Annotated in this window: 21 protein-coding genes and 1 pseudogene; 9 read left to right on the top strand and 13 right to left on the bottom strand. The window is 41.4% G+C overall.

Annotated features, from left to right (window positions below; genetic code table 11):
- Positions 1-101 precede the first annotated feature (101 nt).
- Positions 102-413, top strand: a pseudogene (locus HWQ41_RS18985) (chlorophyll a/b binding light-harvesting protein); the annotation flags it as partial.
- A 139-nt stretch (positions 414-552) separates the two neighbouring features.
- On the opposite strand, the gene HWQ41_RS18990 reads toward HWQ41_RS18985, so the two are convergent.
- Positions 553-2,535: an AAA-like domain-containing protein gene (locus HWQ41_RS18990; RefSeq protein WP_292766025.1), complete on the bottom strand. Its 1,983-nt coding sequence runs from the start codon at positions 2,533-2,535 to the stop codon at positions 553-555.
- 318 nt (positions 2,536-2,853) lie between these two features.
- Here HWQ41_RS18990 and HWQ41_RS18995 point away from each other — a divergent pair, with 318 nt between their 5' ends.
- A complete protein-coding gene (locus HWQ41_RS18995; protein ID WP_292766027.1) occupies positions 2,854-3,336 on the top strand; it encodes a hypothetical protein in 483 nt (160 codons plus the stop codon).
- Between the two features lie 252 nt (positions 3,337-3,588).
- On the opposite strand, the gene HWQ41_RS34315 is transcribed toward HWQ41_RS18995, so the two are convergent.
- Both HWQ41_RS34315 and HWQ41_RS34320 read right to left on the bottom strand, forming a co-directional pair.
- Positions 3,589-4,653, bottom strand: coding sequence for a GUN4 domain-containing protein (locus HWQ41_RS34315; RefSeq protein WP_366931684.1), 1,065 nt, complete (start codon positions 4,651-4,653; stop codon positions 3,589-3,591).
- Positions 4,654-4,683: 30 nt separating this feature from the next.
- Complete coding sequence (locus HWQ41_RS34320) at positions 4,684-5,235, bottom strand: AAA-like domain-containing protein (protein ID WP_366931685.1); 552 nt, start codon at positions 5,233-5,235, stop codon at positions 4,684-4,686.
- Between the two features lie 384 nt (positions 5,236-5,619).
- Between HWQ41_RS34320 and HWQ41_RS19005 the strand changes: the two genes are divergently transcribed.
- The gene (locus HWQ41_RS19005) at positions 5,620-5,982 is read left to right on the top strand and encodes a hypothetical protein (RefSeq protein WP_292766030.1); all 363 of its coding nucleotides are present in this window, start codon (positions 5,620-5,622) and stop codon (positions 5,980-5,982) included.
- 33 nt (positions 5,983-6,015) lie between these two features.
- On the opposite strand, the gene HWQ41_RS19010 is transcribed toward HWQ41_RS19005, so the two are convergent.
- The gene (locus HWQ41_RS19010; protein ID WP_292766032.1) at positions 6,016-7,329 is read right to left on the bottom strand and encodes an ABC transporter ATP-binding protein; all 1,314 of its coding nucleotides are present in this window, start codon (positions 7,327-7,329) and stop codon (positions 6,016-6,018) included.
- Positions 7,330-7,554: 225 nt separating this feature from the next.
- Here HWQ41_RS19010 and HWQ41_RS19015 point away from each other — a divergent pair, with 225 nt between their 5' ends.
- Positions 7,555-8,811, top strand: a complete 1,257-nt coding sequence (locus tag HWQ41_RS19015) for an FAD-dependent oxidoreductase (RefSeq protein WP_292766035.1) — start codon at positions 7,555-7,557, stop codon at positions 8,809-8,811.
- 295 nt (positions 8,812-9,106) lie between these two features.
- A complete protein-coding gene (locus tag HWQ41_RS19020; protein ID WP_292766038.1) occupies positions 9,107-9,679 on the top strand; it encodes a single-stranded DNA-binding protein in 573 nt (190 codons plus the stop codon).
- Between the two features lie 165 nt (positions 9,680-9,844).
- Here HWQ41_RS19020 and HWQ41_RS19025 read toward each other — a convergent pair whose 3' ends face one another.
- The 3 genes from HWQ41_RS19025 to HWQ41_RS19035 form a co-directional block, all read right to left on the bottom strand.
- The gene (locus HWQ41_RS19025; RefSeq protein ID WP_292766040.1) at positions 9,845-10,777 is read right to left on the bottom strand and encodes an SDR family NAD(P)-dependent oxidoreductase; all 933 of its coding nucleotides are present in this window, start codon (positions 10,775-10,777) and stop codon (positions 9,845-9,847) included.
- Positions 10,778-10,897: 120 nt separating this feature from the next.
- Positions 10,898-12,040 carry a cytochrome P450 gene (locus tag HWQ41_RS19030; RefSeq protein ID WP_292766042.1) on the bottom strand — a complete coding sequence of 381 codons (1,143 nt, stop codon included), beginning with the start codon at positions 12,038-12,040 and terminating at the stop codon, positions 10,898-10,900.
- A gap of 266 nt (positions 12,041-12,306) precedes the next feature.
- Positions 12,307-12,870, bottom strand: coding sequence for a TetR family transcriptional regulator (locus tag HWQ41_RS19035; protein ID WP_292766045.1), 564 nt, complete (start codon positions 12,868-12,870; stop codon positions 12,307-12,309).
- Between the two features lie 537 nt (positions 12,871-13,407).
- On the opposite strand from HWQ41_RS19035, the gene HWQ41_RS19040 reads away from it, so the two are divergent.
- Complete coding sequence (locus HWQ41_RS19040) at positions 13,408-15,270, top strand: ABC transporter ATP-binding protein (RefSeq protein WP_292766047.1); 1,863 nt, start codon at positions 13,408-13,410, stop codon at positions 15,268-15,270.
- A gap of 269 nt (positions 15,271-15,539) precedes the next feature.
- Here HWQ41_RS19040 and ureG read toward each other — a convergent pair whose 3' ends face one another.
- From ureG to ureE, 3 genes are all read right to left on the bottom strand, one after another.
- A complete protein-coding gene (ureG, locus tag HWQ41_RS19045; RefSeq protein ID WP_292766050.1) occupies positions 15,540-16,136 on the bottom strand; it encodes an urease accessory protein UreG in 597 nt (198 codons plus the stop codon).
- 80 nt (positions 16,137-16,216) lie between these two features.
- Positions 16,217-16,909, bottom strand: coding sequence for an urease accessory protein UreF (locus HWQ41_RS19050; protein WP_292766053.1), 693 nt, complete (start codon positions 16,907-16,909; stop codon positions 16,217-16,219).
- On the bottom strand, positions 16,884-17,330 hold the full coding sequence (gene ureE / locus HWQ41_RS19055) for an urease accessory protein UreE (protein WP_292766055.1): 447 nt from the start codon (positions 17,328-17,330) through the stop codon (positions 16,884-16,886). The genes HWQ41_RS19050 and ureE overlap by 26 nt, the downstream gene beginning before the upstream one ends.
- Before the next feature lie 118 nt (positions 17,331-17,448).
- Between ureE and HWQ41_RS19060 the strand changes: the two genes are divergently transcribed.
- Complete coding sequence (locus HWQ41_RS19060) at positions 17,449-18,018, top strand: Uma2 family endonuclease (RefSeq protein WP_292766058.1); 570 nt, start codon at positions 17,449-17,451, stop codon at positions 18,016-18,018.
- A 337-nt stretch (positions 18,019-18,355) separates the two neighbouring features.
- Complete coding sequence (locus tag HWQ41_RS19065) at positions 18,356-19,951, top strand: alkaline phosphatase family protein (RefSeq protein ID WP_292766061.1); 1,596 nt, start codon at positions 18,356-18,358, stop codon at positions 19,949-19,951.
- Positions 19,952-20,160: 209 nt separating this feature from the next.
- Here the strand turns inward: HWQ41_RS19065 and HWQ41_RS19070 are convergent, their stop codons facing one another.
- Positions 20,161-20,544 (bottom strand): hypothetical protein, encoded by a 384-nt coding sequence (locus tag HWQ41_RS19070; RefSeq protein ID WP_292766063.1) that lies wholly within the window; start codon positions 20,542-20,544, stop codon positions 20,161-20,163.
- 240 nt (positions 20,545-20,784) lie between these two features.
- On the opposite strand from HWQ41_RS19070, the gene HWQ41_RS19075 reads away from it, so the two are divergent.
- Complete coding sequence (locus HWQ41_RS19075; protein ID WP_292766065.1) at positions 20,785-21,390, top strand: hypothetical protein; 606 nt, start codon at positions 20,785-20,787, stop codon at positions 21,388-21,390.
- 95 nt (positions 21,391-21,485) lie between these two features.
- On the opposite strand, the gene HWQ41_RS19080 is transcribed toward HWQ41_RS19075, so the two are convergent.
- Together HWQ41_RS19080 and HWQ41_RS19085 are read right to left on the bottom strand one after the other, a co-directional pair.
- Positions 21,486-23,240: an ATP-binding protein gene (locus HWQ41_RS19080; protein ID WP_292766072.1), complete on the bottom strand. Its 1,755-nt coding sequence runs from the start codon at positions 23,238-23,240 to the stop codon at positions 21,486-21,488.
- A 77-nt stretch (positions 23,241-23,317) separates the two neighbouring features.
- Positions 23,318-23,950: HAMP domain-containing sensor histidine kinase (locus HWQ41_RS19085; RefSeq protein ID WP_292766067.1), on the bottom strand; the 633-nt coding region annotated here is incomplete at its 5' end.

The raw sequence follows: 23,950 nt of genomic DNA on the forward strand, positions 1-23,950 counted from the left end.
ACATCTGGTAGTTGATTTGTTGTACTCAAGTGACATTTAACTGCTGAAATAAGAACTAATTAATTGAGTATTACTGGCAACAATTACTAATCAGCTTAACAATGCAGACATACGGCAATCCCAACCTCAAATTTGATTGGTGGACTGGTAACGCCCGCTTCGCTAATCTCTCTGGTTTATTTATCGGCGCTCATGTGGCACAAGCAGCGCTGACGACGCTCTGGGCTGGAGCGTTTACATGGTTTGAAATCTCCCGCTACAATCCCGAAATACCTATGGGCGAACAGGGGTTGATTTTGCTTCCCCACTTAGCCACCTTGGGTTTTGGTGTGGGCGCAGGTGGTCAAGTAGTCGATACTTACCCTTATTTCGTTATCGGCGCTTTACACTTAATTTCTTCTGCTGTGCTTGGTGTAGAGCTTTGTTAAAAATATGCGATCGCACTTGTGAAATTTGGGGTGTAATGGGGTGCGATCGCCTTTGGTGTTGGCTGCGATCGCTAACCATTTTCCCGCTAATTATTGATGGTTCATCCTTTCAAGCTGGGTGTAATCATTCGGATAGGCGTTCTCGAAAATAAAGGCGATATAAATCACAAAGGCATTGAACTTCATTTCCTTTAAATTCAATTAAGCCTAGACTGCGTAATTTAAAACTTTGTACAGAATCTAACTTCACAGGAATATCACTATTGATCACTTTTTGGATCGCTGTTTTTAACAACTTATCTTCTTCCAGCAGTGAAAGATAGGGATGTAAAAAGCCTCTAAATAATCCTTCGTCAGTAGGAGCAACTTTCAAGAACTGTTCTAAAGTTAAATTACCTGTAGCAATTTGATAAAGAGCAGCCCTTAATAAATAAGGATGACCATCAATCATTCCCCTTAACTGTTCGATTTCTGTATCTGACCAATTTAATTTATGTCGTTGGACTAATTCTTTTATTTGTATGGGATTAAATTCTCCTATTTCGACAGATAACCCCACATTAAAAGGCGATTGATTGACATTTAGAGAAACATATACTTCTTGAGAATGTGCAATTACTAAACGTAATTTTTGCCAGATTTCTTCATTTTTACCTTTTTCATGCCAAGCTCGGAGCAGAGCAAAAAATTCTTGAGCAATTTCGGGATAAGGAAAAATTTTATCAATATCATCTAAGCCTAACACTAAGGGAATATTAATATTTTTTAATAAATAGTCTTTTAAATAATTAGTGCAGTTAAGTTGACTGCTTAAGCGTTTATTCCAGTATTTATCTATTTGTTCTTCTAGCCCCAATTCATCACTCAGAATTGCACAAAATCCCTGTAAAAACTCATTGAGGCCGGTAAGACTTTCTTTACTCCATAAATTCAGCGAAACTGTGCGATAACCTTTTTGTTGACTATGGTCAAGAATGCGACTCATTAAGGAAGTTTTACCCATCTTTTGCGGGGCTTTGATGCGGATTAACGCCCCTGGTTGGAGAATGGATTCATAACATTTAATTTCCACCTCTGGACGTTCGATATAAAAGAGGGAGTTAAGAGGAACTTGACCATCAGTATTTTCAAAAATTACTGAGGAGTTGTTCTGTTTTACTTTTGATGTTGGTTGTTCAACAATGCCTAGATTAATTAGCAATTGTTGCTTAATAAACTGACTCACTCCCTTGTAGACTAAATTCTCTGTTGATTTTGGCTTGGTAATAGAAAGATGGTCGTCATCTGTAGCGGTAGGTTGGACATCTTTGATGGCTGGGTTGGCGCTATCTGGGTCTACAACTAAAAAACCTTGAGTGGGCTTCGTTTCATAATAAACTTTTGTAGTAATTTCCAAGGAATCAACATTTTGCCGATACCACTCGTTAAGTTGACGCAGTTGGGGAATATGTGATTTCAATTCATTAACACTAACAGAGGTTCGTGCCAAAATCCCAATTTTATCGACTAAGTTAGCGAGATGAGAACCAGTGTGAGGAGTGGATAGAAATACAATGCCTTTTGTCTGTTGAATAACTGCTTTCTTTTGAAATGTCTGAGCATTACGCAGCATTTCTTTGACTAATAATCCACCCATACTATGAGCGATAAAAATTATTGGGTATTTTCCAATATCAGAAACTTCTAAATATTCTTGTAAATTACTAGCTCTATCAAAGAGTGGCATTGTTGAACCTCTCCACTCAAAGGGTTCAGCTTTGTAGCCAAAAGACCAAATACCTAAATCTGGTCTTTCTTGTGCAAACCACGTTAACCAGAAATTATCATCGTTGCGTAGTTCTTGGGGATGCCAAGTTCCTCGTGCATGACCACCTAACCCGTGAACAAAAATCACATCCCCGCACCGCTTTGGGTTGTCACATCCCGATATTTTGATTAAACCAGTCATCTCTGCGGGTTCAGGTTTTGGGGGTTTAGAAAAAATATTAAAGGGCATAGATATTATGGGGAGAATTAGAGGATGATAAATTCTTCTTATGCCACGGCCACAGCGCGACTTAAAACTAGGATACAGCGATCGCGTCACTACTCGGACTACGGTGTACACACAAGTCGAATTACCCCCCTTAATCCCCCCTTATAAAGGGGGGAAATGAGATTTCCGGTTCCCTCCCCTTCACAAGGGGAGGGTTAGGGTGGGGTAAAACCTGTCTTCTTCAGCTATTTTCAGACTTATGTGTACACCGTAGCTTAAAAAGGGGGGAACTTCTAAAGCTCCCTTTTTAAGGGGTTGGTCGATGTGAGTGCGTAAGTCCTAAAAGTGACTATCAACGGGCATTGAATACGCTGCGGTATATAGCGGTTCTCATTTGGATGCAATACACTTTGACCTCTCTCCAAACCTCTCTCCTAAAAGGAGAGAGGTTTGGAATCTTACTCCCCTTCCCTTGTAGGGAAGGGGCTGGGGGTTAGGTCTGTATTGCACTCGACTGAGAAGCGCTATATTCACGCGAATCCGAAAGCAGCAGGAATGCAAGAAGGCTTTTTCTATGATTTTAGTAATTATGGAGTCTATGACCGACTTGGAGATGATGGTTTAACAACTTGGCATCCGGCTTTTTTAGCGTTGGGTAAAACTTTGAATGAATGTGCTGCTAAATATCGAGGTTTTTGTAAGAAGTACAAACCGAAAGCGAAAACAGAAAAACGCTATTTTTGGGGTAATCAATTTTTGCCTAAAGTAATCAAAGGCAAAGGGAAAAAAGCATCACCAGGACAGATGCGATTGCCTTGGGATACTTGGGAGGCAAGTAATCCAGAAATTGTTGATGTGGCTGAGAAATTTATTTTTGCTAATTGTTACAATCCGCTAGTTGCAGGGATGATTTTTAGAGGTCACAGTCAATGATTTGAGATGAAGATAGGAGCAGTGTCTCTATTTATCACTAAAGATGTCTTTTTTAGAGGAATTTGCTACTTACTGGTAATATCAGCGACTCTAAATTAGCTCTTCTCAATTCCCTTTGTGTTGTTTGTTTTTTTTCTTTGGGTTGTGCATTGCTTAGTGCGAGATATCGAATCTCCCAAAGCCTTATTACTGCGTGGAAAATATCCCATAAATAAATCTTTACAATTCTATGAAAGCCTTATCTGCTAAAATTTACAAGTCTCTGCATGAAGAAAAAAGTAGTATTTCAAAACGCCTCAAACTCAAACCGCTCCCCCGTTCATAACAGTCACTCAAACACTCCACTTCCACTAACGGGAGTTCACCCCTCATAGATACACCCTTTCTCTTTAATTCCTGGGTATCCGTCAGGTTCATGGGTAATTCCTCATATCTTCTCCACTTTTCATCCTGTCCTCTCCATCCCACACTTTTTGTAAAATCATTATACCCTTTCTCGTTCCAATTTTTCCATTCTCTCTTCTCCCAATCAAAATCGAGAGAATTGCCACTAGCCAAATATATTTTTTTCTGGACACTATAACCAAAATAACCCTTGGAGTTCTTGACCCAAAGTGCATCTAATTTTTTCAAATCATCACAATTAAAGTTTCTGACATCAGCTACAGTTAAAAAAATTGATTCATCTCTTCCGGCTGAATAGAGAAGAAACTGCCAATTTTTTGAATCTGCTTCCCTCCATCTTTGTTGCTTCATCAAATAGTCTAATTCATTTAATAAATGTTCCTTTAAAGATTCAGCATAAACTGGATTTGAGCTATCCAGTTTTTTAAGTTTCCGATAAAGCAAAGCTACAATATTAGCATTGCTATTATAGAGAATATTTAGGTCTAAACTAAATAATTCAACATTAGATTTAAACTTAGATTTCAGACTAATGATAGAATCAAATGCTTTATTGTAATCTGCTAAAGCCTTAGATTGATTTGAGCGTTCCTCTAATTTACCTTTAACGTAGTTAATATAAACTAAAGTAGCTAAATTATCTGGAGTTTTATCAATTTTATTTTCTATTATTGATAATTTTTCCAGGCTTTTAGTAAAATTTATTTCAGCCTTTTTTAAATCTAAATCTTTTTTTTGATTTTGATCGCTTTCAGCATCAGCTAGATATTGATACCCTAAAACCAGCGAACTATTTAATAAAGCCTCTTTTAGCTGAAAATTATTAATTTTCTTCTGCAAAACCAAACCTGCAATATTCAAAGACTGATTCGCTTCGTTTGTTTTTCCCTTTTGTTGCAGTTGAGAAGCCACTGCTGACAGGTTTCTAATTTTATCAATAGATTAGGTAATGCGTTGATATTCAGGATTATCAACTCTTTGATTAAAGAAAGCTCGAATTAAAGCAAAAAAATCATCAACCGGAAATTTTAAACTGAGAACACTATCAATTTCATCTATAAAAATAACAATCTGTGTGAAAACTAATTTTAGTAATTTGTCAATAAACTTCCCAAAAATCTGCACATCAGAAAATCGATAATTTTCTTCCCATAACTCATCTAAATCAAACTGCTCACTTAACTTTAAACTTTCAGAACCAGCAATAGTATAAATAATCCCAGAATACCATTGTTCAGACTTTAGCCCTGATGTCCCAATTGCGGTTAAATCAATAGATACACAAGCAATTCCTTCACCCTGTAACCTTTGCATTGTGCGGACACGCAAACTGGATTTTCCCATTTGTCGAGAGTTGAGGACAAAACAAAACTCTCCAGCTTTCACAGCCTGATACAAATCTGCATCAGCTTGGCGTGTGACGTAGGTAGGTGCATTAGCAGGAAGACTACCACCAAATTGATATTGATAATCTTGGGGAACAGGCAAATTCATAGTCATACTCTATATGGCTAATACCCAAGTGATATGTTAATTAAGACACAATATACTGCTTAAAGGCTGAAGTTTCTTTCACAAGTTTATGAAATTTTTGATTTACCAATTAGGAGAAGCAAGCTACAACCCAACCTACAATATCAGGCGATGGCGTAGCCCAGAGCAGGCATCGCACTTTTAATCTCAATGTCTGAGCCGTCCCCCCTTACCAAGGCTACCGTGTATACACAACTCGAATTACCCCCCTTAATCCCCCCTTATAAAGGGGGGAAATAAGAAATCTTGTAATCCCCCCTTATAAAGGCGGAAAATAAGAAATCTTGTTCCCTCCCCTTGGAAAGGGGAGGGTTAGGGTGGGGTAAAACTGACGCGAAAAACCAGGTGAGTAAGCTATTTCAGACTTGTGTATACACCGTAGCTTACCAAAGGGGGACTACAGGGGGGTTAAAACGATCTCAAATTCTTACGAATGATTTAGGACTGCTATATAAGCAACAGATACCTCGAAGTCATGTTGAAGTACTCCAAAATCGTGTTGAAGTACTCCAAAATCGTGTTGAAGTACTCCAAAATCGTGTTGAGGTACTCCAAAATCGTGTTGAAGTACTCCAAAATCGTGTTGAAGTACTCCAAAATCGTGTTGAAGTACTTGAAAATCGTGTTGAAGTACCCGACATCTATGAGTCCCTTGCCTACGCTGCATGGCGGGCTGAAGAGATTCAAGTCCCTGTCAAAAGTGCATGAAAATTTTGATTTACCAATTAGGCGCGGATAGTCTTAAGGAAATATCGCTAACTCAGTTTCCGGATCAAAAAAGTGAATTTTATCTGAAGTTAGAGATAACCAAAGTTGCTCACCAACTTGGACAAATCGGTCTGGTGGTATTCGCACTTGTAAGTAATTGGCTGTAGTAGCAGGTTGAGATCCCGGTTCCGCAATCTTAACAGCGAGAAAGGAATCGTTGCCGAGATTCTCTACCAAATCTACTTGCACTGGTAGATTTTTGGTGGCAGGCATACTCAAATTCAAGTGTTCTGGGCGAATCCCTAAAATTAAAGTCTTTCCATCATATTTTTGTAAAGCTTTTCCCCAGACTTCTGGGAGGGTGAAACGAAACTGGGAATGAGTAATCAACTGTGGGGCATGAAATTCTACAGGAATAAAATTCATCGGTGGTGAACCAATGAACTCTGCGACAAAAAGGTTAGCAGGACGGTTGTAAAGTTCTAGGGGAGAAGCAACTTGCTGAATTTTACCTTCAGACATAATCGCAATGCGATCGCCCATTGTCATCGCTTCTGTTTGATCGTGGGTGACGTAAATTGTCGTTGTCCCCAATTGGCGCTGCAATTTGACAATTTGGGCGCGGGTTTCCGCCCGCAGTTTTGCATCTAAGTTAGAAAGGGGTTCATCCATTAAAAATACTTGGGGGTCACGCGCGATCGCTCGTCCCAATGCAACCCGTTGTCTTTGTCCCCCAGAAAGCTGTTTAGGTAAGCGATTCAGCAATGTTTCGATTTGCAACAGTTGAGCAACACTACGCACCTGTTCATCCACCGCCCGTTCTTTGTCAGAAGTGTAGCGCAATCCTTTAGGTAACTTTCTGGTCGCCCCCACAAAAAGATTTTCCGCCCACGTCCGAAGATATGGAGATGAGGAAGTATTTTCTTCCCCTGCTTCCCCTGCTCTTCCAAAGCGGCGGCGTAACCCAAAGGCGATGTTGTCATACACCGTCATGTGAGGATAGAGGGCGTAATTTTGAAACACCATTGCGATGTCGCGTTCCTTGGGTGGTAGGTCATTGATCAAGCGATCGCCCACCCAGATATTACCGCCAGTCATCACTTCTAACCCGGCGATTAACCGCAGTAGGGTGCTTTTACCACAACCAGAAGGGCCCACCAGCACCATAAATTCGCCATCTGCGATCGTCAGGTTAATCCGTCGCAAGACATTGATACTTCCCGCACGTTCTTGCACTGCATCAGTTTTATCCCCAGGCGTGAGGGTAGATTGAGTTTGTGAGGTAACACTTTCCCCTTTACGGGAGGAAAAACTTTTATAAACGTTTTCTAAAACAACTTGGGACACAACTGTTAATTATTGTCATTGGGTATGGGGCATTGGGTATGGGGCATGGGGCATGGGGCATTGTGGGCATTGGGCATTGGGCGAGAATCACTAATAACCAATGACTAATGACACTTTAGCGCTCATAATAATACACGTTCCATGTAAATACGAAAAGTTAAAAAAACAGCTTGCACCATAAAAAACAAACTATTCTGAGTTTTAGGGCTGTCAGGAGGTGTTGTTATGACTACTGATGTACTTAAAAATCTTTCCCAAGACCCAAGCGTTAACCCTGTCCATGACATTGTAGACGTACAAACCACAGATTGTTGCATTGTGGGTGGGGGGCCGGCAGGAGCAGTATTAGCGCTGTTGTTAGCGCGTCAAGGGATTTCTGTGATGCTGCTGGAAGCACACAAAGACTTCGATCGCGACTTTCGCGGCGATACGATTCATCCATCGGTGATGGAAATTATGGAGGAATTGGGACTAAGTGCAGCTTTGCTAGAACTCCCCCATACGAAAATGCGCCAAATTAGTATTCAAACTCCTCAAGATACTGTTACATTCGCAGATTTTAGTCATCTGAAAACCCGCTACCCCTACATTACAATGCTTCCCCAGGTGAAATTCCTGGAGTTCATTACCCAAGAAGCACAAAAATATCCTAGTTTCCATCTAGTGATGGGTGCAAATGTGCAGGAAGTAATTGCGGAAAATGGCGTGATTCAAGGTGTCCGCTATCGGGGGGGCGGTGGTTGGCATGAAATCCGAGCAATACTGACAGTGGGTGCAGACGGTCGCCACTCACGTTTACGCCACCTGGGTGAGTTTGAGTCAATCGAAACCTCGCCGCCAATGGATATCCTCTGGTTTCGCCTACCGCGTCAGCCAGAAGACCCTGAAGGGGGAATGGGGCGCTTTGGTCAAGGTAAGATCATTGCTATGCTTGACCGTGGTGATGAGTGGCAAGTTGCTTATGTTATTCCAAAAGGAGGCTATCAACAACTACGGGCTGCGGGTTTGGAGGAATTAAAAAAATCTGTTGTCGAAGTAGTGCCAGAATTCCAGCAACGCATCCAAAATTTAGATGATTGGTCACAAATAGCTTTTCTCTCAGTCGAGTCCAGCCGCGTCAAACGCTGGTATCATCCGGGATTGTTACTCATCGGTGATGCAGCTCATATAATGTCCCCAGTTGGTGGAGTTGGCATTAACTACGCGATTCAAGATGCTGTCGTCGCGGCGAATGTACTCAGCAAACCGCTCAAGAACGGACAAGTAGAACTTAGCGACCTAGCAAAAGTACAGCGTCAACGCGAGTTACCCACACGCATCATTCAGGCGTTTCAAACTTTTATCCAAAAGCGGGTATTTGCCCCGGTTATCACCTCAAATCGCACCTTTGTACCACCTGCGTTTTTGCGCTTACCTATCTTGCGCGACCTTCCAGCAAGGTTGATCGCCTTGGGTGTTTTCCCAGTTCACGTCAAGACTTAATTTTTGCCAAGAATTTTTTCTATTTCAGGAATTGGTGGTACAATTATACTACTCAATGCAGAATTCAATGCTCATTTAGTCAAGCGAGGGTGGCGAGTAGCATATTCAATGCTGTTCAAAGCGATCGCTTGGCTTTTATGCTAGAAAAGAATAAAAACTCAGAGTGGATGTAGAAGATTTGTTCAAACATTATTAAAAAATGCAAACAATTAAACATATCTAGATATTAATTGGCACTACATAGAAAAACCCCCTCTTTTTGAATCAGCACTTTTTGCACTCAGGAGAAATTTTAATGAACAGCTGCGTTTTGATGGCGGAAATTATTAACGAGCCGCAACTCCGCTATACGGCGGATAATCTGGGAGTCACGGAAATGCTGGTGCAGTTTCCCAATTCCCAGAAACCAGAAGATCCGCCAGCTACCCTGAAAGTCGTCGGCTGGGGAAATTTAGCAACGGAAATTCAGCAAAACTACCACCAAGGCGATCGCGTCATCTTGGTAGGACGTTTAAGTATGAATACTGTTCCGATGGAAGGTTTTAAAGAAAAACGCGCTGAATTGACGGTGCAACAAATTCAACCTGTGGGAGGTAGTTTTAATACTGATCCATCGCCCTCAGCAACCGTAACTCCATCATTCACTGAAACGTCTCCACAACAACCATCTTCAACATCTCGTCCTCCACAGAAAGACGTTCCCAGTTACGAGTCACCACGTCCAGCGCCTACCCCAGCGACAAATCCTGTTGGCGTTACTCCCCAAGCGACAAGTTACGAACCCGTACCCCAACCTACAAATTATGAGCGAACCACTTATCCAGCAGTGAAAGCGGAAGAACCAGATCCAGATGATATTCCGTTCTAAAAGTTGTTAGTTGAGCGATCGCCTCTCTATCCAATGATGATGAGAAGCGATGCCTGGGTTGGGCTATTCGGCGTCGCCCATTTCAACTATTTCTCTAACAAAACACTCAAGGTTTCCAGTCTATGTACCAACAGTGTTGAAATTGGTTTAAGAGTCTGGGTTGAGTCAACGCGAAGATGAGGAAATCTTTTTCTTAAATTCAAATTTCACACCGGTTAGTTTTTCCGATACAACCCATAATTTTTTGGCGATCGCTTTGTCTTTGGATAATTTGTTCGTTTCGGCTTTTATTGGATAGCCGCGCATCGTCATAAACCCATTGGGACCGAAAAATTCCGCGCCTTTCAAGTCTGCTTCGATTGCCGCCCGCAAGGTTGGTAATGCGCCCATCGTGATATCTTGAGCAAAGATGCTGCTGAGATATTCCATAATGCCCCAAGTTCTCTGCAATTCGGTTGCCGTCCAGCCCGGATGCGAGGCGGTTACAATTATGTCGATACCACTATCTTTTAGTTTTCGGTCGAGTTCGTAGGTAAAATAAAGGCTGGCAAGTTTGCTGTCGCCGTAGGCTTTCCATTTGTCATAACTTCTCTTTTCCCAATTCAAATCATCGAAATCTATCTTGCCCATAATATGTGCGCTGCTCGAAAGATTGACAATTCGTGAGCCTTCGGTGCTGATCAAAAGTTGCAAAAGCTGTCCCGTCAAAGCAAAATGTCCGAGATGATTAGTGCCGAACTGCAATTCAAAACCGTCCGTCGTTTTTGAATACGGCGGAATCATCACACCCGCATTATTAATCAGTAAATCCAGACGCAAATAATTTTTCTGAAAGTTTTCAGCGAAATTTTTAACTGATGCTAAATTCGCCAAATCAAGTTGCATCACCTTGACATCGGCATCTTTATTCTGTTGAAGAATTTTTGCCAATGCCTTGTTTCCTTTGTCCAAGTTGCGAACCGCAATGATTACAGACGCTTGTTTATTAGCTAAAACCCGCGCTGTTTCATAACCGATGCCGCTACTCGAACCCGTTACAATTGCTACTCTTCCTTTTTGACTCGGAATATTTTTTGCGTTCCATTTTTGATTTTTCATTTTATTTACTCCTAGTTAATTAAAAGCACCAGTTTGGGAACATTCAGTAGATCAATACCAAGAAAAAGATCGACCCAGACGCGATGCCTGGGTTGGGCTATTCGGCGTCGCCCATTTCAACTATTCCTCTAACAGAACACTCAAGCTTTCCAGTCCATGTACCAACAGTGTTGGAATTGGTTTAAGAGGCAATTTTGAGTCAACGCGAAGATTAGGAAATTCTTCCAGCAAAGCCCTAAGCGCAATCTTGGCTTCTAGTCGAGCTAAAGGTGCGCCCAAACAGAAATGAATTCCATTACCAAAGGCAAGATGTTTATTAGGTTCTCGATCAATGATGAAGCGATCGCCATTCTCAAACTTAAGTTCATCGTGATTGGCAGAACTTATCCATGCCCGCACAAGTTGCCCTTGAGGAATTATCTGGTCTCCAATTTTGGTTTCTACTTGGGTGTATCGTTGTAAGTAAGTAATCGGGGAGTGATAACGCAGTACTTCCTCAATTGCAGTCGGTAATAGAGACAAGTCATTCCGTAATCGTTGGTTTTCATCAGGATGCTCATGCAGAGACCAAATGCTATTTGTAATTAAGTTAGTTGTAGTTTCATTCCCAGCTACCAAGAGTATCATGCAAAAATCAACGAGTTCCTGTGCGGTCAACTTTTCTCCCCCTTCATAAGCCGTAATTAAATCGCTGATTAGGTCGTTGCCCTGATGCGATCGCCGCTCATTCAGTAATTGGCGGAAATAGTCAGCCATATCTTTAATAGCAGTTTGATCTCTAGCTATGATCCCATCTGACCAGCGTTTGAAATCTTCCCGGTCTTGAAAGGGTATACCGAGAATTTCTGCAATCACGATTATCGGCAGCGGAATTGCGAAAGTATGTACTAAATCGACCTGTTTGTGTTGCTTCATTTGCTCCAACAACTTGTGAGTAAGTTCGGTAATCCGAGGAGCCAATGCTTCAACTCGATTTTCAGTAAATACCTTCTGTACTATTGAGCGAAGTGATTTATGTTTAGGCGGATCGGTGGAGACCAAAGACTCAGTTAAATCTTTTTGTTCGGGGGGTTGCGGCACTTTAGATGAAAAGGTTTTCCATTCGCTTAATACCCGTGCCACATCGTCATAGCGAAACACCATCCAACATTGATGCTCTGTGTCGTAGAAAACAGCTGCTTCCCGACGCATTTTAGCTAACCAAGAAAAAGGACTGAGTAGGAATTGTGAATCGGTCGGTAAGAATTGTAAAACGGCAGTCATAAAATCTCCTTCATTGTGTAAAAAATTGCAGGTTGAACTGAGCCGGATGCTGTTACCATTTGGCACATCATCGACTACTTCTGTGAATAAATAATTGATGGATAAATTCTTTGTAGAGACGGCGATTTATCACGTCTCTCTAACTTATAGCGGTTCCCACTCAGATGCGGTGCAAAATTATATCGCAAGGTGTAGGGGCAATTCATGAATTGCCTCTACGGGTGTACCTCACGTGAACGAGAACCGCTATAATTACGAATTACGAATTACTCTCGCGCTAGTTTCAGCAGAGTTTCAATTACCTGTTTTTGCAAAGACTCCTCCGGGACTCCAAGACCAAAGAGGTGGACAAAGGATAGACCATTGATCGCTAGATAAATCACAGTTGCGATCGCTGGATCGAGTCCACTTGCTTCAATTTGTCGTTGCCAATCAGCAAAGTTTTCTTGAGCTGGCTTAAGTAATTCTGGATTTTCAGCAACTGCTGCTAGCAAACTGAATTGAATTGCACTAGAGTGACCATCAAACTTTCCATGTGACCGGATATAGGCTCTTAGCCAATGTCCTGGTGTATTCGGTGCATCATCTTGCTCCAATTCATGCTCCAGTAATACTGCCTTTTGATCAATTAGCTGTTGCAACATCCCAGCAATCAAGGCTTCTTTGTTGGGAAAGTGGTAAAGTAATCCACCTTTACTGACACCTGCTTCACGGGCAACTGCCTCCAACGTCAATGCCTTTGAACCATGTGCTACCATCACTCGCCCCGCTGCTTCTAGCAATGCATTACGGGTGACAGACGTAGATTTTGTTTTTTTGGTAGCAGTCATAGAGCTTGAATGATGGAACTAGATAAATTGTCCGGTGAACACAGTTTATCTGGCAACGAGATTGTCAATATCTTCTCTCATTGCTTCATCTGTGGGGCAGCAAGGCTAGGATTGGATTTATTAGGTATACTTGCTCTCTTTGAAAATCGGTGGGATGTAATCATACAGTGTAAAGTTTGATCCAACAAATCTGTAGCACGTCGAACCTGCAAATTTTGAGACAGCAGCCAATTTCTATGGGAACTGAAAGCAATTTGATTAGCAAAGGGATTTGCAATGGTAAACATAATATTCTCATCCAATCTCTATCAATTTTGGATTCAAGTATCTACTATTTAGTGAACCGTCCAGACGGCTTACTAAATATATTACCGTCCAGACAGTACAGTGTCAACTAGGTAGTTTGAGATTTTGGATAATTAAGTGGAAGTATGTGAAAAACTACCAAAAAGTATAAAAACCAAATTTACCTACATATACATCAAAACTATTGTTAAAATCCAAATAATTTTAAGTTAATATTCCTACCCAACTCCTATGAGAGAAACTGTCCTAGAGGTTCGCAATCTCCAAGTTGAATTTCCCGGTGATGGCAACATCGTTAGAGCTTTGGATGGTATTTCATTTGCGCTGCATCGAGGTGAAACTCTAGGAATAGTAGGAGAATCGGGGAGTGGTAAATCAGTGACAGCCCTAGCTGTGATGGGTTTGTTGCAAACTCCTGGTATAGTGACTGGCGGTGAAATCTGGTTTCGTCCGCAGGAGAATGCTAAGGCCATCGATTTGGTAAAATTGCCTCCTGAGCAAATGCAGTTACACCGGGGTGGCGACATTGCCATGATTTTTCAAGAACCGATGAGTTCGCTTAATCCAGTTTATAACATCGGGTTTCAGCTAACAGAAGCGATTATGCGACATCAAAATGTGTCAGCATCCCAAGCAAAACAAATTGCGATCGCAGGTCTGCAAGAAGTAAAACTTCTACCTAGCGATGAGGAGATACAACAGCAGTATACCGATTCATCGAAGCTAGATCCATCAAAGTTGCCACGGTTGGTTAAAGAACATAAAGAAGCGATGCTGGAACGCTACCCTCATGAACTTTCTGGGGGTCAGTTGCAACGGGTGATGATTGCAATGGCAATTTCCTGCAACCCATTAATCTTAATTGCCGATGAACCAACTACAGCTTTGGATGTGACGGTGCAAGCGACAATTTTGGAGTTAATCCGAGAATTGCAACAAAGCCGTGATATGGCAATGATTTTCATCACCCACGACTTGGGGCTAATTTCGGAAATTGCTGACGAAGTAGCGGTGATGTATAAAGGCAAAGTTGTCGAATCTGGTGCTTCTGAGCAAATTTTCAGCAGTCCCCAGCATCCATATACTAAAGGTTTGATCGCCTGCCGCCCTACACTTGACCGCCGTCCTCAAAAATTACTCACTGTTTCTGACTACATGAGTGCAGAAGAGACAGCAACGGGAGAAGTAGTAATTCAAGCGAAAGAACCCGCACAACCCACAGAAATCACTACTGAAGAGATTGCTGCAAGATTGGCAAACTTCAATGAATTGGAACCCCTGCTGCAAATCCGCAACCTGAAAGTTGGTTTTCCAGTGCGCGGGGTGTTTGGTGGGACAAAACGCTACAACATGGCAGTTAATGGCGTTTCCTTTGATGTCAAACCAGGGGAAACACTCGGTTTGGTGGGAGAATCTGGTTGCGGTAAAACCACCCTTGGCAGAACCTTGCTGCGATTAATTGAACCGATGAGTGGTCAGATTATCTTTGAGAAACAAGATATTACTAGCCTCAAAGGAGAAGCGTTGCAAAAACTGCGGCGGGAAATGCAAATAGTCTTCCAAAATCCTTTTAGTTCCCTTGACCCACGGATGAAGGTTGGGGACGCGGTGATGGAACCATTGATAATTCACTCCGTTGGTAAGACAAAGCAACAACGACGCCAACGAGTAGCCGAACTCTTAGAACGGGTGGGGTTGAGTGCAGATGCAATTAACGGCTATCCCCATCAGTTTTCTGGCGGTCAACGCCAACGGATTTGCATAGCCCGTTCTTTGGCGTTAAACCCTAAATTTATCATCTGTGATGAATCAGTTTCAGCGCTGGATGTTTCAGTACAGGCGCAGGTATTAAATCTTCTTAAAGAGTTACAGTCAGACTTTCAGCTTACTTATATTTTTATTTCTCACGATTTAAGTGTAGTAAAATTTATGAGCGATCGCATTTTAGTGATGAATCGCGGTCAAATTGTTGAAGAAGGGACAGCCGAAAGTCTTTACCTGGAACCGAAAGAGGAATACACGCAAAAATTAATTGCTGCGATTCCTACCGGTAGTGCTGAACGTGTGCGAAGTCGTCATCTGCGGGCTTTATAGAAAGTTAAATAATTCGTAATTCGTAATTACAGCTATTTTCAGCTAAATAGACCACGCGGTAGGGGCACAGCATTGCTGTGCCCCTACGATACATGTGGTTCAAATACATGAAAACTGCTGTAAGTTTTGTGACGGGGATTTAGACCCCGACCCAAAACTTGCTTATTTTTTTAACCGGGGGATTTAAACCCACGGTACTCGGTTAAAAGGGCGGTTAGAAACCGTGTCTAGACAGGCAAAACCCACCTTCATGGGTTATAAAATTCTTTTTAACAGATATTTGTGCAAACAAAGTCAATTACATCTGCAAGTCCTGACTGAGTTTTCAAATTAGTAAAAATAAAAGGTTTATCACCGCGCATTTTTTTAGCATCTCGTTCCATCACACTTAAATCTGCACCAACATACGGTGCAAGGTCAGTTTTGTTAATCACCAACAAATCAGATTTTGTAATACCAGGGCCACCTTTGCGGGGAATTTTATCGCCAGCCGCAACATCGATGACGTAAATCGTTAAATCCACCAATTCTGGACTAAAAGTAGCAGCCAAATTATCACCGCCACTTTCCAAAAATACCAAATCTAAATCGATAAAACGTTCCTCTAACTGTTCAATTGCCGCCAAATTCATCGAAGCATCTTCACGGATGGCAGTGTGAGGACAACCACCAGTTTCTACACCCAAAATGCGATCGCTTGTCAACGCCTGAGAACGCACTAAAAATTGAGCATCCTCTTGAGTATAAATATCATTTGTCACCACCGCAATCTGATACTGCTCACGCAATCCCTTACACAAACCATCCACCAAAGCCGTCTTCCCCGAACCCACTGGGCCAGCAACCCCGACTCTAAATGCATTCATTGTTATTTGTCCTTTGTCATTTGTCCTTTGTCCTTTGTAATAATTACGAATTACGAATTACGAATTACGAATTATTTTGACTAACTCCTAAACAACCTTGTATACTGCGTTTCATGCTGCATACTCGCCAGTGACAAACCCCAACTACAACAGGCGAGTTGATCATCCTCCAACGTTAGAATTTCCAATGCCGCAGCGCTAAATAATGGTTGCAAATCTAGCAATAACTGCTGTCCTGCTGTTTGTCCAAGGGGAATAAGTTTCACGCCAGCAGTAATCAAATTACTTGCCCAACTATGCAGATATCCGAGTAATGCGGCTTTGATAGTGATTTGCCAATGGGCAACGGCAATGCCAAAAGCGATCGCATAATTGCAAGGATTACCGACAGCATTGACAATAGGTACAATCTGTGGTTCTAGTTTACCAAGTAATTGGATGAGCGATCGCCCCATCTGCCAACTAGAGGCGCGTAACTCTTCAGTTTCCCTAGCAGCAGATAACCACAGATTCCAATGGCATAGCGACTCAACATCACCCATTTTTGCAGCTTGCTGCGATCGTACCATCACCGCCGCCTCTAACCGAATTGCCCCGTAGAGCAACTCTGCTTTTAGCCAATGTTTGAGATGTATCTGGTTAGCGATCGTACCATTTTCCACCAACATTTCCAAGCCTTCAGAATAACTATATGCTCCCACAGGCAAAGTAGGGCTAGCCAGCTGCAAAATACTCAAAAGATGGCTGTCAGTGAGGATGATACTGTTGTCCATAAGCTCCCAATTCTGGTTGAAACGGTAAAATTTCCTCTTTAACTTCTAACCCCAGTTGTTCCAACATCGTGCGTAAAACTGAATCTGAGGATAAGCGTAAATAAGTTGGAGTAATTTCTACAGGTACATGGCGATTTCCCAAATGGTATGCCGCCCGTAATAATAATAGTGGTGTTTGGGCAAAGGCAGTCAGCACTAGTTCTGGTTTGGCAATAATTCTGATTAAACTGCTATGGGTTTCTTCTTGCAGAATATCGCCATCGTGTAACACAGTTCCTCTGGGTAAATGGAAAAACATAATCTTACCATCTGCCGTTTCAAAGCGATGACGGCTGCGGGTGCGTTCTTCTGCTGTTAGCGCCAGAGTAAAGGTAACTGCGGCATCGCTATTAGGTGGTTTAAGTTGGCTAAATATCAGCATACACAGTTTCGCCTGATCTTCCGCTTTTGATTATGGTTCTATTTAAATACCATAGTTGCCTTGCCCGAAGAAAGATAAAATTAAACAAAGAAAGGCAACCAGCCAAACGGGGACAATCATGAACCAAGCCATTGAGGGAGTACGCTGGACAATTCACGATTTAGAAGTTCTACCCGAAAATGAGTGGACGCGCTATGAAATTATTAATGGAGAACTCTTTGTGACTGGCACTCCTCACCGCCGTCATCAACAAGTTTGTGGCAAAATTTGTCGACAACTCGATGTTTGGTCAGATTCGAGTGGTTTAGGGGAAACAATTGTGAGTCCCGGAGTGATTTTTTCGCAATTAGATAGCGTGATACCGGATGTAGTTTGGGTAAGTCGAGAACGACTGGCGCAAATTGAAGATGAAGCAGGACATTTGATCGGCGCACCAGAGTTAGTTATAGAGGTTTTATCCCCTGGTAAACAAAATGAATTTCGAGACAAAGAAGCAAAGCTGAAACTTTATTCAGATCGAGGTGTGCGTGAGTATTGGATTGTCGATCGCTTCAGTCAAAAAGTCGAAGTTTTTCGCCGAGAAAAAGCACAGTTGGTTTTAGTTGCTACTTTGTTAGGCGATGATGAAATCACATCGCCACTTTTACCCGGATTTTGTTGTTCTATCCGTTTGTTTTTTCCTGAATAATAGCAAATCCCAGAAGATTTATGGAAACCTAACCGCTAGATATAAATGTAAATATTGATTCCAAAATTGATGATATTGAACCTGAAATTTTACGGACGAGGTTGATAGCTGCAACATTAAATCATGCCCGTTATCGGTCAACTGGTTTCACCTCATAACCTTTTGCCACTATTTGACATAACCTTTTCTTAATATTTTACTCGTATCTTGAGATTGAAAATACCAGGGTTTCTATTGAAGGTTTAGTAGTCTTTTGTGAAGCTTTATTGACATAAGCTCAACTGTGACTATCAAAAATAACTTATAGAACTCTGTTTACACAGTATATACAAATATCATGATACCAATTCAACACTTACATCCTCCAGTAATCAGATATGACTATTCCTCGCCCATAGTCAGAATAGCTGATGGTCGGAAAAAGGATGATAAACCCTTCTATAAGCATCCTGGTAAGTTTAAGAGTGTGCTGTTACTATCAATTGATGGTTTGCGTCAAGCAGATTTGGAAGATCCCAAACTACAACAGTATTTGCCAAACATCAATAGTTTGAGACAAACGGGTATCAGTTACACTAACGCTTTCACTAGCACTCCCTCCGATTCCTTCCCTGGTGCATTAAACTACTTAACAGGAGCAAGTCCCAAAACGACTGGGGTTTATTATGATGATACATACAGTCGGATATTATCAGACAAACCAGGATCTCCTGCTGGTATAGAAGTTGAATTTGCGGAAAACATTGATAAAAACTCCGATCTTCTCAGTGGCGGGGGTAACTTCGGGATAAATAGTATTGACCCAAGCAAATTACCAGTAGACAGTAATGGAAATCGTGTCTATCCTCACAACTATTTGAAGGTAAATACCATTTTTGAGGTAGCAAAAGCTTCAGGTTTGCACACTGCATTTATTGATAAACATCCTGCTTATGACATTGCAAATGGCCCTTCTGGGAAAGGAGTTGACGACTTCTACGCTCCAGAAATTAATGCCAAAGTTGCCTTAGAAAATGGCAAACTTGTAGACCAATCGACAGCGCAGAATCCTGCTAATCTGACATTTAAAACGACAACTAAAGACACTAACCTCACGGAAGCTTACGATGATCTGAAGGTAAATGCGATATTGAACCAAATTGCTGGAAACAATTCACTAGGCACAACTAAACCCGGAACTCCCGCCATTTTTGGCATGAATTTCCAAGCTCTCAGCGTAGCCCAAAAGGATGCCAGCAGTAATGGTGGTATTGCCACTAATGGGACACCTTCGTCAGGATTAATTAATGCTCTGGAACATACGGATGCCAGTATCGGCAAGATAGTAAATAGCTTAAAGCAAGAGGGGAAATTTGACTCGACACTGATAGTCTTGACAGCGAAACATGGTCAAAATCCTCGTTTGGGAACAGCTACCCTGATTCCTGAAAATACTTTTACAGATGCCCTAACCAAAGCTGGTATCACAGTTAATCAAGCTACTCAGGATGATGTTGCTTTACTCTGGCTTAAAAATCAAAGCCAAGCCAGCACTGCAACAACTATTTTAAAGAAACTGGCAAATCCAGCAATTGATACAGTTTATTCAGGTGGTGCGCTATTGGCAGCAGGTTTTGGCAATCCGTTGCAGGAAGATCGTACTCCTGATGTGATTATTAAACTTAAACCAGGATATGTGATTTCAAACAGCACCAAAAGGGCAGAACACGGCGGTTTTTCTGATGATGATACCCATATTTCTCTGATCCTCAGTAGTCGGGGACTAGAAGCTCGTGTTAAGGGGACTTCTCAGATCAAGAAAGTTTCTAGCAAACAGATTGCGGTTACAGTATTGGAGGCATTGGGACTTGATCCGAGGAAACTCCAGGGAGCTAAGTCTGAAAATACACTCCCATTACCAGGGACGGAGATCGAAGACGCCAGGAAGTTTTGAGAATCTTTCAATAGAGATTTGCGGTAGCTAAACACGTCACCACAAAAAGGGGATCGTACTAAGGAATACTCTTAATTTTACTTCATGCGATCGCTCAAATAGATAGATGCGATCGCATCTATTTATAAATCTCATTACGCAGATTTATACAAAGAAAAAAAGGAGAATATTGCTACTCTCCTAACATAATATGAGGGAAAATTTTCAGCTTAGTGATGAAAATGGGCTTGACGTTCACGCAATTCACGAGCGCGTTGTTCACGGGCTTGACGTTCACGCAATTGACGAGCGCGTTGTTCACGAGCTTGACGTTCACGCAATTGACGAGCGCGTTGTTCACGGACTTGACGTTCGCGTTGAACTTTACTGTTATTAAAAGCCACAGTATCACGATTAAAATGATCATGCTCAGATTTAAATTCAGCAGCATTAGCATTTTGAGAAAGAGCAGCAATTGAAGCAGCTGCTAATAAGCCTCCAAGAAGAATAGATTTTAAGCGGTTCATATATCCTTTAATTTCCGTTGCATTGCTTGATTTGTATATTCTCAATATAATCGGAATAATCAGGCACACACCTGTGTCAAAAGTCACCTTTCAATAGTTACTTTTGTCACTAATACTAGGATTTATATTTGATTTTTGAAATCGGATAACGATCGAAACCTTCCCTGATATAGGTTATACCGCAGTATGCCTAGTCAGCTAATAGGTAATGTAAACGAGAAAGTCGCCCCTGCATCCAATGCACTATTTACACCAATTTCGCCTGAACAAATCCTCAGAAAATTTGGGAAAAACTATATAATTAATTTTGTTTAGCTACTTACAAAGATGAAAGACTCAGAAATTACTTCACAATCACTTGAGTTATTCACAGAGATCGCAGAAGTGGTTATTGACTCCTTGATGGAAGATGGGCTGCTTAAAGACATTCCCTTTATTAGCTTGGCCGTGAAGGTTGCTAATATAGGAAAAACTGTTAGCGATCGCATATTTCTAACAAAAGTAAAAAAATTCCTTCTATATTTAGATAAAGTTCCCGTGAGAGAAAAGCAGAGTTTTCTCAAAACTCTAGATGATGAACCTGAGAAAAAATCAAAGTTAGGTGAGTATTTAGTCTTAATTATTGACCGTATTGATGATTTAGATAAAACTCAAATACTAGCTGAGTTATTTTTAAATCTCATCAAAGAAAAAATTAATCTAGAAACTTTCAGGCGGTTAGCATCTGCTGTAAATATTGCCTTTGTCGAAGACTTAAAAAAGTTAATCAAGAATACTAAGAATAGTGAGGATTTAGGAAATTTAATTGGATCGGGATTGACAGAAGTATCCTCAACTGGAGTTATACTTAGTGGATATGATGTAGTTCATAACAGTGTTCGTATTTCTGCATTAGGTAAGTTATTCGTGAAGCTGATGAATGATAAAAATTAGAATTGTTCCTCTTCTATTTCGCCACCAAATTACTTCTTGTCTTCCTGGTTCGTTAAAAAAATATTTTTGGTAACAAAAAGGTTTAATTAGCAACTTCATCCTGTAAATGGGCTACTAATAGGTAATGTAAACCAGAAAGTCGCCCCTGCATCCAATGCACTGTTTACACCAATTTCGCCACCGTGAGCATGGATGATTTGCTTAGATAAATACAAACCCAATCCTAAACTTATAGAATTGCGGATATTTGCACCCCGAAAGTAAAGCTCAAAAAGCCGATCGCTTTGTTGTTGACTAATTCCCACACCGTTATCACTAACAGTACAATAAATCTTGTCATCCTTACGGGTAGCGTTGATTGTCAAAAGCAATCCAGGGGGATTGTGTTTCAAAGCATTGACAATTAAGTTAGAAAAAACTCGCCATAGTTGCGTAGGATCAGCATTCACTAATGGCAAATCTGCGGATACCAGATTTGTCAGCTTGGCTTGATTTTGTGTTAGCAATGGCTCTAAATCGGCGATCGCAGCTTCGACAACTGCCAGTAATTGTACGGTCTGACGTTGTAAAATTACACCTTGCACTTCGCTGACATGAGCTTCCATCAACGAATTAATTAAGTTCAGTTGGCGATCGCTACTTTGAATCATCCGCTCTAAAATTGAGCGTGAAATCGAAATATTTTCCTCTGGACGTGAAAGCAAATTTTTCAGCACCATTAAAGTACCCAGCACTGGGTTGCGTAAATCGTGGGAAACTGCATGGAAAAATACTCGTAGTTCTTCTTCAGTTTGTTTGCGCTGGGTAATGTCTTCAATCAAACCTTCGTAGTAAAGCAGTTTTCCCTGTTCATCACAAACTACATAGGCTTTTTCCGAAATCCAGACAATACTTCCGTCTCGGCGATAAATTTGGGACTCAAACTCGGAAACGCTGCCATACTTTTCCATCAGGCGCACAAATTCTGCCCGACGGTTCGGATCAACATACAATTGTTCAATATCAGTGAAATTTGCTGTCACCTCCTGCGCTAAGGAGTAGCCATAAATGCGTGCTAAAGCAGGATTTGCCGTAATATAACGTCCATCGGGACTGCTTTGAAAGATCCCTTCAACGGCGTTTTCAAAAATGCTGCGATATTTAGTTTCTGCAACCTTAAGTTTTTGGTAGGCAGATTCCAGTTCTTGACGGGCGTAAAACTCAGAACGTTGCAGGCGATCGTACAGATAAACACCGATATCACATATAATACAAAACCAAGAAATGTATAAAATGAACGTTACATTATATATTTCTGGGTGTTCGGGGATTGGTGTTTTTAGCCCAAGTGCCGTATTTACACCAAAATAGTAAACCAGCACACCCACTTGAGTTAGCAAGTGAAGAGTCCAGCAGACTGGCATTAATATGGCTTGGCTCAAAAACAGCAGCGACCAGCCGATGGTGTCGGGTAGTGCGAAACCTCTGATGGTTGCAAACAACTGCGATGCTAGACTAATTGACCAAGAAGACCCCAAAAATAATAAATCTGGATGATGACGACCTAGCTTAGTTTTATGTAAGGCAAAGCAAATAATTAAACTCACAAGCATTGCAATATTGATCACAAGGCTTTTAGCTCTAAGTATTTCTGGCAGCCTTTCCAACTCCTTTAAGGGGAAAAAAAAGCCGTAAATGTCTCGCAAAGTAAAAGACAAAAGACAAATCAGTACCAGCCATAACCATAAACGCAATCTCTGCCACAAAAAACGGTTACGCCAAGCTTTGTAAAGAGTAGTAATTTCATCTGTTGTTGGTGCAGAAAAGGTTTTTCTCCACCACCTTTGTACTGTTATAAATGGAGTAGCCATTAGCATCCGAGCAACTTTGCCCATACCGTCGAGAGTGTTTCCCTTACTGGTTATTTACTCTCGCACTTTTTGGTGATTTATGGGCGATTTGTTGCGGATGAAGTTGCTAGAGGTAATGTAAACCAGAAAGTTAACCCGCGCTTGCGGTTACTAATAACACCAATTTTACCACCATGTGCCTTGATAACTTTTCGACAAAGATACATTTTTAAGCCAATGCTTGTAGAACAAGAATCTTGGGGATCGCGGACATGGAGATCAAAGAGGCGATCGCACTCTACTTTACTCATAGCTACGCCGTCATCTTGAATCTGAGTGCGAATCATTCCAGCTTCAACGGTGGCACTCAGAGTCAAATTTAATCCTGGTGGATTATTTTGCAAGCTATGTGTTATTAAATGTGCCAAAACTTTCTGCAATCGAGTCCCATCTGCCATTACTAACGGTAAATCTGCGGCAACCAAGTTCTTCAGAGTCGCTTGATTTTGTGTCAGTATGGGTTCCAACTGGGCGAATATTCCTCCCAGCAGGGTGCTAAATTGCACAGGTTCGGGTTTGATGTCAATACCCTGTTTTTCACAGGAATTAATTTCTAGCAATGAGTTAATCATCGTCAGTTGGCGATCGTTGCCTTGAATCATCCGCTCGATGATTGACCGAGATACTGGAATTGGGGAAGGTGGGGCCCCCTCTGGGGATAAGGGGTAATG

The organism is Nostoc sp. NOS(2021) (assembly GCF_017115025.1).
Classification (GTDB): Bacteria; Cyanobacteriota; Cyanobacteriia; order Cyanobacteriales; family Nostocaceae; genus Nostoc.

Excerpts from the sequence above, each read along its gene's own strand:
- HWQ41_RS34320 (WP_366931685.1), bottom strand. The coding sequence starts at position 5,235 with ATGAATTTGCCTGTTCCCCAAGATTATCAATATCAATTTGGTGGTAGT.
- HWQ41_RS19075 (WP_292766065.1), top strand. The coding sequence starts at position 20,785 with ATGAAAGACTCAGAAATTACTTCACAATCACTTGAGTTATTCACAGAG.
- ureG (WP_292766050.1), bottom strand. The coding sequence starts at position 16,136 with ATGAATGCATTTAGAGTCGGGGTTGCTGGCCCAGTGGGTTCGGGGAAG.
- HWQ41_RS19065 (WP_292766061.1), top strand. The coding sequence starts at position 18,356 with ATGATACCAATTCAACACTTACATCCTCCAGTAATCAGATATGACTAT.
- HWQ41_RS19060 (WP_292766058.1), top strand. The coding sequence starts at position 17,449 with ATGAACCAAGCCATTGAGGGAGTACGCTGGACAATTCACGATTTAGAA.
- HWQ41_RS19015 (WP_292766035.1), top strand. The coding sequence starts at position 7,555 with ATGACTACTGATGTACTTAAAAATCTTTCCCAAGACCCAAGCGTTAAC.
- HWQ41_RS19040 (WP_292766047.1), top strand. The coding sequence starts at position 13,408 with ATGAGAGAAACTGTCCTAGAGGTTCGCAATCTCCAAGTTGAATTTCCC.
- HWQ41_RS19030 (WP_292766042.1), bottom strand. The coding sequence starts at position 12,040 with ATGACTGCCGTTTTACAATTCTTACCGACCGATTCACAATTCCTACTC.
- HWQ41_RS19080 (WP_292766072.1), bottom strand. The coding sequence starts at position 23,240 with ATGGCTACTCCATTTATAACAGTACAAAGGTGGTGGAGAAAAACCTTT.
- ureE (WP_292766055.1), bottom strand. The coding sequence starts at position 17,330 with ATGCTGATATTTAGCCAACTTAAACCACCTAATAGCGATGCCGCAGTT.
- HWQ41_RS19025 (WP_292766040.1), bottom strand. The coding sequence starts at position 10,777 with ATGAAAAATCAAAAATGGAACGCAAAAAATATTCCGAGTCAAAAAGGA.
- HWQ41_RS19035 (WP_292766045.1), bottom strand. The coding sequence starts at position 12,870 with ATGACTGCTACCAAAAAAACAAAATCTACGTCTGTCACCCGTAATGCA.
- HWQ41_RS19050 (WP_292766053.1), bottom strand. The coding sequence starts at position 16,909 with ATGGACAACAGTATCATCCTCACTGACAGCCATCTTTTGAGTATTTTG.
- HWQ41_RS19020 (WP_292766038.1), top strand. The coding sequence starts at position 9,107 with ATGAACAGCTGCGTTTTGATGGCGGAAATTATTAACGAGCCGCAACTC.